Origin of the sequence: Microcystis sp. M169S2, assembly GCF_020245865.1 — a bacterium.
Classification (GTDB): domain Bacteria; phylum Cyanobacteriota; class Cyanobacteriia; order Cyanobacteriales; family Microcystaceae; genus Microcystis; species Microcystis ichthyoblabe_A.
On sequence record NZ_JADBUB010000035.1, the window covers coordinates 34,822 to 47,849 of the forward strand.

At 44.6% G+C, this 13,028-nt stretch carries 11 protein-coding genes and 1 pseudogene; 8 read left to right on the forward strand and 4 right to left on the reverse strand.

The genetic code is table 11. The features are described 5' to 3' along the window. Positions 1-30: 30 nt before the first annotated feature. On the forward strand, positions 31-999 hold the full coding sequence (gene thiL, locus IM485_RS04195) for a thiamine-phosphate kinase (RefSeq protein WP_104397981.1): 969 nt from the start codon (positions 31-33) through the stop codon (positions 997-999). Between the two features lie 3 nt (positions 1,000-1,002). On the opposite strand, the gene ffh is transcribed toward thiL, so the two are convergent. The 4 genes and pseudogenes from ffh to rimK all read right to left on the reverse strand — a co-directional run bounded on the left by ffh (position 1,003) and on the right by rimK (position 5,503). Continuing rightward, the gene (ffh, locus tag IM485_RS04200; RefSeq protein ID WP_104397980.1) at positions 1,003-2,439 is read right to left on the reverse strand and encodes a signal recognition particle protein; all 1,437 of its coding nucleotides are present in this window, start codon (positions 2,437-2,439) and stop codon (positions 1,003-1,005) included. A gap of 115 nt (positions 2,440-2,554) precedes the next feature. Next, positions 2,555-3,025: a hypothetical protein gene (locus IM485_RS04205; protein ID WP_192576022.1), complete on the reverse strand. Its 471-nt coding sequence runs from the start codon at positions 3,023-3,025 to the stop codon at positions 2,555-2,557. Between the two features lie 289 nt (positions 3,026-3,314). After that, a pseudogene (locus IM485_RS04210) lies at positions 3,315-4,357 on the reverse strand (IS630 family transposase). Positions 4,358-4,597: 240 nt separating this feature from the next. Beyond that, positions 4,598-5,503, reverse strand: a complete 906-nt coding sequence (rimK, locus tag IM485_RS04215; RefSeq protein WP_002776181.1) for a 30S ribosomal protein S6--L-glutamate ligase — start codon at positions 5,501-5,503, stop codon at positions 4,598-4,600. Positions 5,504-5,960: 457 nt separating this feature from the next. Here rimK and rlmN point away from each other — a divergent pair, with 457 nt between their 5' ends. From rlmN to IM485_RS04245, 7 genes are all read left to right on the forward strand, one after another. Beyond that, positions 5,961-6,974: a dual-specificity RNA methyltransferase RlmN gene (gene rlmN, locus IM485_RS04220; RefSeq protein WP_287741500.1), complete on the forward strand. Its 1,014-nt coding sequence runs from the start codon at positions 5,961-5,963 to the stop codon at positions 6,972-6,974. Between the two features lie 288 nt (positions 6,975-7,262). Beyond that, complete coding sequence (gene cpcD / locus IM485_RS04225) at positions 7,263-7,487, forward strand: rod-capping linker protein CpcD (RefSeq protein ID WP_002772199.1); 225 nt, start codon at positions 7,263-7,265, stop codon at positions 7,485-7,487. A 287-nt stretch (positions 7,488-7,774) separates the two neighbouring features. Further along, positions 7,775-8,974 (forward strand): bifunctional rod-capping linker CpcD/ferredoxin--NADP reductase PetH, encoded by a 1,200-nt coding sequence (gene cpcD/petH / locus IM485_RS04230; protein WP_104397978.1) that lies wholly within the window; start codon positions 7,775-7,777, stop codon positions 8,972-8,974. A gap of 98 nt (positions 8,975-9,072) precedes the next feature. Continuing rightward, positions 9,073-9,915, forward strand: a complete 843-nt coding sequence (locus IM485_RS04235; RefSeq protein WP_104397977.1) for a ChaN family lipoprotein — start codon at positions 9,073-9,075, stop codon at positions 9,913-9,915. 92 nt (positions 9,916-10,007) lie between these two features. Then, positions 10,008-10,883, forward strand: a complete 876-nt coding sequence (locus tag IM485_RS04240; RefSeq protein WP_104397976.1) for a 3'(2'),5'-bisphosphate nucleotidase CysQ family protein — start codon at positions 10,008-10,010, stop codon at positions 10,881-10,883. Then, positions 10,870-11,049 carry a hypothetical protein gene (locus IM485_RS22640; protein WP_002776187.1) on the forward strand — a complete coding sequence of 60 codons (180 nt, stop codon included), beginning with the start codon at positions 10,870-10,872 and terminating at the stop codon, positions 11,047-11,049. The genes IM485_RS04240 and IM485_RS22640 overlap by 14 nt, the downstream gene beginning before the upstream one ends. A 45-nt stretch (positions 11,050-11,094) precedes the next feature. Then, positions 11,095-12,966 carry a GTPase family protein gene (locus tag IM485_RS04245; RefSeq protein WP_287741504.1) on the forward strand — a complete coding sequence of 624 codons (1,872 nt, stop codon included), beginning with the start codon at positions 11,095-11,097 and terminating at the stop codon, positions 12,964-12,966. Positions 12,967-13,028 lie beyond the last annotated feature (62 nt).

Genomic DNA, 13,028 nt, shown 5'->3' on the forward strand with positions numbered 1-13,028 from the left:
AGAAGCTGTATCGTTCAATTCTCAAACATCATGAATTTAACCGTTAAAGACTTGGGTGAACAGGGATTGCTGCCGATTCTGCAAAAATATTGTCCTGCGGAGATTATCGGTGATGATGGGGCGATTTTATCGATCAAAGAGGGTTACTCTCTCGTCGTCACCACTGATGTTTTAGTTAATAACGTCCACTTTAGCGATCTTACCACCTCTCCGGAAGATGTGGGCTGGCGAGCGGCGGCGGCTAATTTATCCGATTTAGCGGCTATGGGGGCAGAACCCCTGGGAATTACGGTAGGATTGGCTTTAACTCCCGATCTAGCCATCGATTGGCTAGAAGGACTCTATCGGGGTCTTAGCTCTTGTCTGCAAGTATATCAGACGGCGATCGTTGGTGGCGATGTCTGTCGGGCCACGGAGATTAACATCAGCATCACCGCCCTGGGACAAGTGGCAAAAAATGAAGAAATTAGACGTTTTAATGCAAAAGTTGGCGATAGTATCGTTATTACTGGTTATCACGGTTTATCGCGGGCTGGATTAGAGTTACTCTTTCACCCTGAAACCGGCAGGAATTTAAATTCCGCCCAAAAAAAGCGATTAATCCAAGCTCATCAACGGCCGCGACCGAGACTTGATTGCATACCACATTTACAAAAAATTGTCAAGCAATTTCCCATCGCGGGCATGGATAGCAGTGACGGGTTAGCAGATGCCATCATGCAAATTTGTCGCTGTAGTGGGGTTGGTGCCGAAATCGAGAGGATTCCCCTGCATCCAACCCTGAAAGAATATGTAGGAGCCGAAAAAGCTCTAGAATGGGCTTTATACGGCGGTGAAGACTTTGAGTTAGTTTTGTGTTTGCCTCCGGACAGTGCCAGAGAATTGTTGGAGAAAGTGGGGGAAGAGGGGGCGATAATCGGTCAAATTGTCCCCGGGAGAGAGATAAAATTAGCCGATGGTAGAAACCTCAGTTTAAGCTCTGGATTTCAACATTTTTAGCCTCTATAAATCGCCAAAACCTTTCTTTTTCTTGATTTTCTTCGGTTTTTTCGGGCTGCCACCCTGACCGCGGAACCCCGGTTGATTGCCACCCCCAAACATTCCGCCACCCATCCCGGGCATCCCCGGCATAGCGGGCATTTGTCCCCGTCCCATCTGTTGCATCATCGATCGCATTCTGGTGAAATTAGTAATTAGTTTGTTAACTTCTGTTTCTGGATGTCCCGAACCTTTGGCAATGCGACGACGACGATTAGGAGACTTAGCCAATAAATCGGGGTTAGCGCGTTCCTCCGTGGTCATGGAATTAATCATCGCTTCCGTGCGTTTTAACTCTTTTTCGCCCTTTTCGATGTCTGTCCCGCTCAGTTTGCCCAGACCGGGGATTAACTTGAGGACTCCCCCCAGGGAACCCATATTTTTTAACAGCCGCATCTGTTTGAGGAAGTCATTAAAATCAAACTTAGCCTCTAAAATCTTGGCCTGCATTTTGGCCGCGTCTTCTAGGTCTAACTGTTCCTGGGCTTTTTCCACTAGCGTCAGGACATCACCCATATTGAGGATGCGACTGGCAAGGCGATCGGGATAAAATGGCTCTAAAGCTTCTACTTTTTCCCCAACCCCAACAAATTTAATCGGTTGTCCCGATATTTGCCGCACTGATAGGGCTGCCCCACCGCGAGTATCGCCATCAAGTTTGGTGAGAATTGCCCCCGTGATGCCGATTTGTTGGTGAAAAGTGTGGGTGAGATTGGCCGCTTCCTGACCGGTCATCGCATCCACCACTAATAAAGTGTCGTCGGGCTTGACAATTTTCTTGATTTGTGCTAGTTCGCCCATCATCTGGGTATCTATCTGCAAACGACCGGCAGTGTCGATGATAACCGTATCTACGCCCAATTCTTTGGCTTTTTCCACACCTTGACGGGCGATATCGACGGGATTAGCCTGAGAACCCATCTCGAAGACGGGAACATTTATCTGTTTACCGAGGGTGATTAATTGGTCAATGGCCGCCGGACGGTAAACATCGGTGGCCACCATCAGGCAGCTTTTGGACTGTTTGCGGAGATATAGGGCTAATTTGGCGGTGGCGGTGGTTTTTCCTGTCCCTTGCAACCCGGCCATTAAAATTACGGTGGGGGGTTTATCGGCCTGAGCTAGGGGAACGTTGCTTTCCCCCATAATTTTAACTAATTCATCATAGACAATTTTGATAAATTGCTGGCCGGGATTGACTCCGGAAATAACTTCAGCGCCGAGGGCTTGTTTCTCGACCTCAGCAATAAATCCCTTGACTACCTGTAGGTTAACATCTGCTTCTAATAAAGCCCGCCGGACTTCTTTGAGGGTTTCTTGTATATTGGCCGAGGAGATTTTATCTTGACCTCGTAATTTTTTCCATGCGTCTTCTAAGCGGTCGGCCAGTGCGTCGAACATAGTTTCGGAATTAAATTTTTAACTAGATCGATTTTATCTCAAATGTCGGGGGAAGACCCCCCTTCCCCTGTCATTGGTCTCGGACTGGCATAGGGTGGGAAAGTTCGATCGAATGTTAAACTGAGTCTGTCTTAGCTTCGGAAGTATTCGATCGCTGCAGGAATCGATTAAAGAGAAAACCGAGGAGCAGGGCCTTAAATTCAAGGTCGTCAGTGAACTTTTTATAAAAGCTGAAGTTGATTTCCACCATGTCCTGCATGATGTCGGATGCCAGGATATCAAAGGCAAGTTTAACATTTTCGGGAGTATTGATCTTAAGGCTCGCTTTCAGGGGTGCGCTGTCATCCAGTTTAGTTTCAAGGTGTTCGATAAAAACTCGCTCATCCTCACTGAAATCAGTACCAAATCGTCGATTAATTTCTTCAATGATTTTCGAGAGGGGTTCTATCTTTTTGGTGGAGGGTTGGCCCGTGCCTAGGGAATAAACCCTAGTACTTTCCCAGACACTCCGTTTTAGTTCAATTTTGCCCCTGTGGGTCTCTTGGATGCGGTAGGAGTTTAGTTCGATACTTTGTTGAATAGGCAAGGGAAGGGCCTCTGGGGAGGTGGGAAGTTTGCAGATTAAGTGGCGGGAAAATTCATAGAACTTCTCTAAGTCTGCAGCAGGTATGGGGAGTAATTGAGAGACAAAGCCATAAAGTCGGATAAATTCTTGTAGTTTACCGCGAAAACCGACTTTTTCCTCCTCAGAAGCTTCTAGGTAACGGTCGAGGACGGGGTTGAGGCTGCCATGAAGCTTGGCCTGAGTTCCTTGGGAGTGAAAGAATATCTGCGCGAACCTATCGATGTCGGAGTCTTGGTAAAAGTGATATACTTTAGACGTTCATAATCTGAGATTTATTAAACTTCTGAAATCGTAGAGTCAGCAAGGAATCCAGTTCTTTTTTATGTTTCAGATGGGCATCATTCAGACATTCATAAATAGCTGAAGAAAAGTCAGAAAAGTTTTCATAATATTTACCATATAAACATTTCTTTTTGACAAATTTCCACAGCCTTTCAAATAAATTTAGATTAGGCGAATAAGACGGCAGATAGAGTGGCTCTATTGACAAAGAAAGAGCCAATTCTTCAACAATTTTACATTTCTGATAGCGGGCATTATCTAAGACTAGAGTGATGGGAAATATTAGTCCTAAAGCAGCTATTTTTTCAATAAGTTCACAGACTTGAGATGCTGTAATATAAGTGTAATATGTTACCAGAATAACTTCATGGGTTATCGCATTTAATGCTCCTAAAACATTAAAGCGTTTACCACCACTCGGTAACTTAACAAAAAGTCTCTCAAAACACCAAACAAAACCGAGAAAAGCTCCGATAACAAAGTGAGCGGCATCAACAAAAAAAACAGCCCTTTTTTCTTCTTTAGCCTCATTTAGTCTGGGTTCTAGCTTTTTTTCTTTGTAGTCTTCTTGTTCATCTGGGTCAGCTTTAGAAGGAAGAGAACCTACTTTTAAACATTTCATTCCTAGAGATTCTAAGAATTTCCTCACTTGGGTAGGACTTCGTTTTATTCCTGTCAATTCTTCTATCCTATATACAACTTCATTTATTGTGGCTGGTGGATTTTTCTCAAAATATTTTTTGAGCGTTTCTCTTTGAGACTCTAATTCACTTTTAGGGCGATAGAAGTTGATTTCTTTTAATTTTTCTATTCCGCCTTCTTGATAATCTCGAAGATAGGTTAATAAGGTATTTGGCGAGATTCCTGCTAACTGACAAATTTTTTGTGCGGTATCTTTTGGCTCTTTAACCAGAGAACTTCCATCTTCAGTTGAACCCGGGGATGGGGATGATGAAATCTTTCATAATACAGTGAGTTCTTTTCTTCTTCCGTGAATTCTAGGTTAATCATGTTTTTAATGAGTGCCTTGCTTCTAATTATAACTCTTAAACTATAGCGTTTCCTAAGCTAGTGAGGTACACCTGTTTTTCTTCCCCTTTGCCTTTTGCCTTTTGCCTCTTGCCTTTTGCCTAAAACCCATAACTTTTGTACCTCAGCAGACTGAAAAACGCTATATATTATTGTCCTTGAGTAAAAAATGTAAGTTGTAGCCGTGCAAAGTATAACTGATAACTGATCCAAGGCTGACGGCTAATATTGATATCGATCGCGATTTAGGACTAGGGTGGCATTTTTAGCGACAAAATCGATAATTTTTTTGGCCACATCCACACCAGTGGCCGCCTCTATTCCTTCCAAACCAGGAGAGGAATTGACCTCGATAACCACAGGCCCGTGATTGGACCGCAATAAGTCCACACCCGCAACCCGTAAACCCATGGCTTTAGTGGCCCGTATAGCTGTACTGCGTTCCTCTGGGGTTAATTTTATCTTTTCTGCTTTGCCACCGCGGTGAAGATTAGAACGAAAATCCCCCTCGGCCCCCTGTCGCTTCATCGAGGCTACCACTTTTCCATCGATGACAAAACAGCGCAGATCTGCCCCACTGGCCTCTTTAATATACTCTTGTACTAGAATATTAGCCTCTAGTTGCCGAAAAGCTTCAATAACTGACTTGGCTGCTTGGTCGGTTTCCGCTAAGACTACCCCAATACCTTGGGTTCCTTCTAATAATTTAATCACCAGAGGGGTGCCGCCGACGGTTTCGATTAAACCATCGATATCTTGAGTTGCGTGAGCAATTCCCGTCACCGGTAAACCTATCCCTTCCCGAGCGAGGATTTGCAGACAACGCAATTTATCCCGCGACCGAGAAATTGCTTGCGAGTCGTTGGCAGTAAAAACATTCATCACCTCGAATTGTCGGACGACTGCGGTTCCATAGAAGGTTTTTGAGGCGGCAATACGGGGGATAATCGCATCGAAACTCTCCAAGGGTTTACCGTTATAGACAACCGTGGGTTTATGGGAGGTGATGTTCATGTAACATCGCAAATAATTGATCACTCGTACCTCATGGCCTTGAGCTTCTCCCGCTTCTTTCAGTCGCTTGGTGGAATAAAGAGAAGCGTCTTGCGATAAAATAGCGATTTTCATAAATTTTCGCTTAAATATTGCTTTTACAACTGAATAGCTCCTTATTTCCCCATATTGACTTTTTTTGCTGGCAACTCATAAAATTTCTGCTCTCGATCGAAGTCCATCGATCATTATGGCGCTGACAGTTCCCCTTGAACAGTTAAGTTAAATGAAAGGTAAAAAAGATCAAGCTTAAGACTAGATTTATTTTTGTCGTCAGGCTCAGTTTAAGTTATAGTTTTAAGTACCTAAGCAAAATTAACTACACATTTCGATAAAGCTTTTGCCTTTTGCCTTTTGCCTATCCTAACCAAGAAATTAATTTTGCACGACTACTTAAGTATTTAATTGACGAACAAAGACTAGAGAAGGAGCAAAGGGAAAAAATGTCAATTGATTAATACAATTTTGTTACGGTTTTGCTACTAGATATGATCGATCGGCTAGAATGATAAGGTGATCAACTATAATAATTATGACTTTACTAGCGAAATCTTTAGAGGAACTGACCGACTGGGTAAAAGACCAGGGACAACCCGCTTATCGGGGTAAACAATTACACCAATGGCTATACGAAAAAGGGGTACATTCTTTGGCGGATATTTCCGTATTCCCCCAAGAATGGCGCAGCAAGCTGGCGAATTATCCTATCGGTCGTTCCCTTATACATTATCGCAGTGTAGCACCCGATCGCACTCGTAAATATCTGCTAAAACTGGCGGATGGTTTAATTATCGAAGCGGTGGGAATTCCCAGTGAAAAAAGATTGACGGTCTGTGTTTCTTCCCAAGTGGGTTGTCCCATGGCCTGTGATTTTTGTGCCACGGGAAAAGGGGGTTTTACTCGTAATTTGAAAGCTCATGAAATCGTTGACCAAGTGTTAACAGTACAGGAGGATTTTCAACAGCGAGTTAGTCATGTGGTATTTATGGGTATGGGGGAACCTTTATTAAATATCCCCGAAGTGGTGACAGCAATTCATTCCCTGAATCAAGATGTGGGGATCGGTCAGCGTTGTTTAACGATTTCTACGGTGGGATTGCCCCAGAAAATCAAGCAACTAGCCGAACATAATTTGCAAGTAACTTTTGCTGTTAGTCTCCATGCTTCTAATCAACAAGTTCGAGCTAAATTAATCCCCAGTGCCGACCATTATCCCCTAAGTAATCTGATCCAAGACTGTCAGGAATACGTTCAAATCACGGGACGAAGGGTGACATTTGAATACATTCTTTTAGCGGGAGTGAATGATTTACCTGAACACGCAAGGGAATTAGTTAAACTGGTGAAAGGTTTTCAATCTCATGTCAATTTAATCCCCTATAATCCCATTCAAGAGGTGGATTATCAACGGCCTGATGAAAAGAGAATTAAGGCTTTTAAAACTATTTTAGAACAGGAGAAAGTCGCCGTTACTGTCCGTTATTCGAGAGGTTTAGCGACCGATGCGGCCTGTGGACAATTGCGATCGAGCGTCATGGTACAATAAACGGCCGTAAATCGGCCATTAACTAGGGTTGGCTGAATACATCTAAAAACCTTGTTGGGTAAGACGTTTAGACTTTTGGAAAATCAAAAAGTGCCAGCCATTGGAGGGATCGGGGGGAAATTTCAGGGAAAAAGTCCCTTAAAATAAAACCCTACACCCTACACCCCACACCCTACACCCTACACCCTGGCCCCACGAGAAACTTTTTGCCGCAAACCCTAACTAGATTGCTAGTCTCCCTGCTAGGCTAAACTAGAGAACTATAACATCAATGTAGGAGCCATTTCGATGCAAAGTCTCTCTAGTGCCAAAGAAAATCGCCTTTTTGTCTATGAAGTCGTCGGTTTGAGTCAAAATGACAAGACTGATAACCTAGATTATTCTATCCGTAAGAGTGGCAGTGTCTTTTTAACCGTTCCCTATAGCCGCATGAATCAAGAAATGCGTCGGATTACCCGTTTAGGCGCTCGCATCGTCAGCATTAAACCCTTAAACGCTGCTGCGGCCGAGTAGTTCATAAAATAATTATTGCTAATATCTGTCCCCCGCTCTTGTCCTCATCAGGCCAACCAGGGGGATTTTTAGCATAAATGGGAAAAAGTAGCATAAATCTTAATAAAAAGTAAAATGCTGCAAATGTAACAGATTTTAACCAGAGACTTAACCTATCCTATCCAAAAGGATAAAAGCGATGTCTGTGGTTTTTTTAAGATAACTCTCAATTAGGCCTAGGTGTAGTGTACCGATGGTAGGCTAAACTATGGAACGATTATCGTGACTTGAGTTGGGAGTTATATTTAATGTACAGTCCGAGTACACTAGCGGGAAACCGTTTATTTGTTTACGAAGTGGCGGGTCTCAATCAAAACGACAATACTGACAGCTTGGATTATTCAATCCGTCAGAGTGGAAGCGTGTTTTTCACGGTTCCCTACAGTCGCATGAATCAAGAAATGCGTCGGATTACCCGTTTAGGTGGTCGTATCGTCAGCATCAAACCCTTCAATGGGATTGCCCCCGTAGCAACTGTTTCTAGTGCCTCCACACCACAGCCAATCGCTCAATCATCGCCCGTCCCCGAACAGACCAAGAAAAAGGCCATGACTCAAGCGAAAGAAAAAACAGATATCCCCGTCAACATCTACCGTCCGAATCAACCCTTTATCGGCAAATGTATCGAGAATTATCCTCTCGTTGATGAGGGGGGTATCGGCATCGTACAACACGTCACCTTTGACCTTTCTGGGAGCGATTTACGCTATTTAGAAGGGCAAAGTATCGGTATTATCCCTCCGGGTACCGATGCTAATGGCAAACCTCATAAATTGAGACTCTATTCGATCGCCTCCACCCGTCATGGTGATAAATTAGACGATAAAACCGTATCTCTCTGCGTGCGTCAGTTAGAATACCAGCACCCAGAAACCAAGGAAACCGTTTATGGGGTTTGTTCCACCCATCTCTGTAATATAGGGGTGGGGGACGATGTGGCTATTACTGGCCCCGTGGGTAAAGAAATGCTGCTACCCGGTGATGAAGATGCCACTATCATTATGATGGCCACCGGGACGGGAATCGCTCCCTTCCGAGCTTTCCTCTGGCGGATGTTCAAGGAACAACACGAAGATTATAAATTCAAAGGTCTAGCTTGGTTGATTTTCGGAGTTCCCAAAACGGCCAATATTCTCTACCAAGAAGAATTAGAGCAAATCGCGGCGGAATTCCCCGATAACTTCCGTCTCACCTATGCCATCAGCCGGGAACAGCAAAATCCCCAGGGCGGCAGAATGTATATTCAACACCGGGTAGCCGAACACGCTGACGAAATCTGGAATCTACTCCAAAGTCCCAAAACCCACGCTTATATGTGCGGACTGAAAGGGATGGAAGATGGTATCGACGATGCTATCAGTGGTGCTGCTGCTAAAAATGGCGCTGATTGGTCTGTCTATCAGAAACAACTGAAAAAAGAACATCGCTGGCACGTAGAAACCTACTAAACCAAAAACGTTCTCTGAAAATTTTTTCGGGTGGGCATTGCCCACCCTTTTTGTCTTGGTTTCGGTTAAGATCGGTTTTTTAAAAGACCTTTAAAAAGATGAAATTCTCTCGACGCTTTTTTCCCGTTTTCCTTGCCCTCTGCTTGCTGTTTATTTTGCTGCCCCGGGCCTGGAGTTTTACTAATAGCCAAAAAGAAATTCTGGCAGATTTAAAAACAGCCGAGATTATTTATCTGGGAGAAAGGCACGATAGTCAAGCCGATCATCAGGCCCAATTAGCTATTATCGAGTATTTACAGGCTAATAATCCCCAAATAGCGATCGCTTTTGAGATGTTTCAACGTCCTTACCAAATCTATTTGGATCAGTATTTAGCCGGCAAAATTAGCGAAAATCAGTTGAGAGAAAAAAGTGAATACGACCAACGTTGGGGATTTGATTGGGAATTTTACGCCCCGATCCTGCGCTTGGCCAAGGCGAAAAAACTACCATTGATCGCCCTAAATACACCCACGGAAATCACTAGAAAAGTGGCACAGGAGGGCTTAGACAGCCTCTCCACCTCAGAAATGACCTACATTCCCCCTAAAAGCGAAATAAACCAGGATAACGAGGAGTACCGTCAACAGATCTTAGCCGTTTATCAGCAACACACGGGGGGCAAAAGTCAGGGATTCGATCGCTTTTTTTTGGCACAGGTTCTCTGGGATGAAACCATGGCCGATGCGATCGCTAAATTCTGGCAAGCTCATCCCGAATATCAGATCATCGTCCTAGCAGGAAAAGGTCATATTGCCTACGGTTACGGCATTCCCAGTCGAGTCCAAAGAAGATTAGGCGATCGCGTCAGCCAGCGCTCGGTTTTCTTGGGAGACGCTCCCCAATCATCACCAGCAGAAACCAAAAAACCCGCCGATTATTTTTGGCAAGAGCAAAATTAAGCCCATCAGGAGCTAGGAAACAAGAGATGATAAGCTAAGAAGCCAGTCTTTTAATTTAGTGGATAATAAGTCTGAAAAACTGAGGCTATTTTATGATTAATTTAACCTGTCAAGATACCGAAACGCTCGATCGCATTTTAGCTGTGACTCGTGCCGTGGGTTGGGGTGGTGCTAAAATCCTCCAATCCTACCACCGGGGTGAACAGGATTTAGCCGTCAACGAGGAAAAAAAAGGCGGGCCAGTAACGGCGGCGGATTTAGCGGCAAATCACTATATTTTAGGGGAATTACAAGCAAATTTTTCTGATATCGACTTTGGTTATCTAAGCGAGGAAACCCATCAGGGTAATGAAGCTATCCCGAAAGATTGGGTATGGATTATCGATCCTTTGGACGGAACCCGCGATTTTATCAACAAAACGGGAGAATATGCCCTACATATCGCCTTATGTTATCAGGGAAGACCGATGATCGCCGTGGTTGCCTTACCGGATCAAGAAAAACTCTATTTTGCCCAAAAAGGAAAAGGTACTTTTCTAGAAACTAGCGACGGAAATATTACACCGGTAAAAGTTGCCAATAAAGATAAAATTACCGACCTCTATCTGGTGGTTAGTCGTACCCATCGCGACCAACGTTTTGATAATTTATTAAGTCAAATACCCTTCTTAGGTAAAAATTATGTGGGTAGTGTGGGCTGTAAAATTGCCACGATCCTCGAACAAAAATCCGATGTTTATATCTCCCTATCGGGGAAATCGGCGGCTAAAGACTGGGATTTTGCCGCTCCAGAGTTGATTTTAACGGAAGCAGGCGGCAAATTCTCCTATTTTGACGGTCAACCCGTGCGCTATAATCGCGGCGATGTGCGGCAATGGGGGGGGATCATGGCCAGTAATGGTCCTTGTCATCAACAACTTTGTCAGTTGTCCACGGCAATCCTCGCCCAAATTGATGCCACTGTCTAATTTCTGCTCTCTTATTCTTTGTGTGATCGGTTTAACTTATATAGGAGCGATCAATCTTTGTGTCCTTTGTGTCTTTGTGGTTCGTTCTAGTCCTTCGCCGGCGGTACTGTATCTTAGAATACATTTTACCCACCAAACCCAAGAGAGCTTAATTTCTGCCCCCTAACCGAGAATCAGAGATCGGTAGAATGGAAAAAAACCAGATCGAGCAATGTTACGGTTAAAAACTTGGCAAGGGTTGATTTTAGCAGTTCCGATCGCCGCCGTGGTCATCTTTCTGATCGTGGCCGCCAGTGTCCAGATCAATCAATGGGGTTTGAATTGGATTTGGGCAGTTTTTACCCTGATTTTTGTCGCTTGGCGCTTCCTGTTGGTCAAATGGACGCGCCCAGCAGTCGGGGAAATTGAAGCCGCCATCGGGGAAATTAAGGCAGAATTAACCCCTCCTGACGGTGATTCCGGGGGAAATGTCGAGGAAATTATCGAGAGGATTATCGTCGCAGCCCGCAATGATCGCCCGGTTTGGGAAGATTGGGCGACTTTTTGGCAACGCTGTCAGGATTTGGTCAGTGCCATCGCTCATATATATTACCCCGATGTCAAGTACCCCTTATTAAATATTTACATTCCCCAGGCCTACGGTTTAATTCGGGGAACTGTGGATGATAGCGATCGCTGGATGCAGAATCTTTCCCCGGCCCTGAATCAAATCACCATCGGCCAAGCCTATCAGGCCTACGAAGTTTATCAAAAATTGCAACCCTCGGCCCAGAAACTTTGGCAGGTCTGGAATTGGGCGCAATGGGTGATCAATCCCGCTGCGGCTGTGGCTAAAGTGGCCAGTCAAAAGTACAGCGATCGAGCGGATCAGCAATTATTAGTCAATTTAGGGCAAGTTTTGCGGGAAAATGCCCTAAGAAATCTCTCTCGCCAAGCGGTGTTACTCTACAGTGGCAGTAATCTCGCCCCAACTCTCCCCACCAAGACCAAAATCGCCACCACTACTCTCAAGGAAATTCTCGCCCAAGCTGAACCGATCACGGAAATCGATCGCCAACCGGTTAATATTCTGCTGGTTGGACGCACCGGGGCCGGCAAAAGCAGTTTAATTAATACTCTCTTTCGGGCCGATTTAGCCCAAGTGGATCTATTGCCTAGTACCGACGCGATCCAATCCTACCATTGGCAAACCCCAGAAGGAGACGAGTTAATCCTCTGGGATACTCCGGGCTATGAACAGGCAAATCGGGCCGATGATCGGCAAAAGGTTCTAAATTATGCCAAAAACGCCGATTTATTAATTCTTGTCACTCCCGCCCTCGATCCCGCCCTAGCCATGGATGAGGCTTTTCTTAAAGATTTGCAACAAACTATTGACAATTTACCAGTTATAGTCTGTGTTTCTCAAGTCGATCGTCTGCGTCCGGTGCGAGAGTGGCAACCTCCCTATAATTGGCTGACGGGAGAAAGTCCCAAAGAAGTCAATATCCGCGAATGCTTGCAGTATCGGGCGGAATTATTCGAGGATCTCTGCGATCGCATTTTGCCGATGGTCAGTCAACAGCCGGATAGAGAAGCTTGGGGGGATGAGGAGTTATCAATCGCTTTACTGGGGGCAATTTCGCCCGCAAAACAGTTGCGTTTAGCCCGTTTTTTAGCGGATTTAGAAACTCGAACTCTGGCAGCGGCGAAAATAATCGATCGCTATACTTTACAGATGGCCACGGGACAAGGTTTAACGGCCCTATTAAAAAGTCCTATTCTAGGTTTTATCTCCACTTTAGCCACGGGAAGACCGACTTTAGCCTATCTTTTAGCTGAACAAATTCCTGTGGAACAATTACCAGTAGCGATCGGTAAATTACAGATGGCCTATGAGCTTTCTTCTCTCTTAAATCCAGAGAATAAAAGTTTTGATTTATTGGCACTTTGGCCAATACTATTAGAAAATTCTAGCACTGCCGACAAGGAAGCTTGGGCCTGGGGTCATGCTCTGGTAGAATATTGGACAAAGAACCTATCGATCGAACAGTTCCGGTCAAGTTATCAGGGGTATTTAGAAACGACAAAAACAGGCCTTTAACCAGATTAATTAAGCTAAAACTTTATTCCAATCTAAAAGTATAGGAGAGTGGGGAGGAGAGG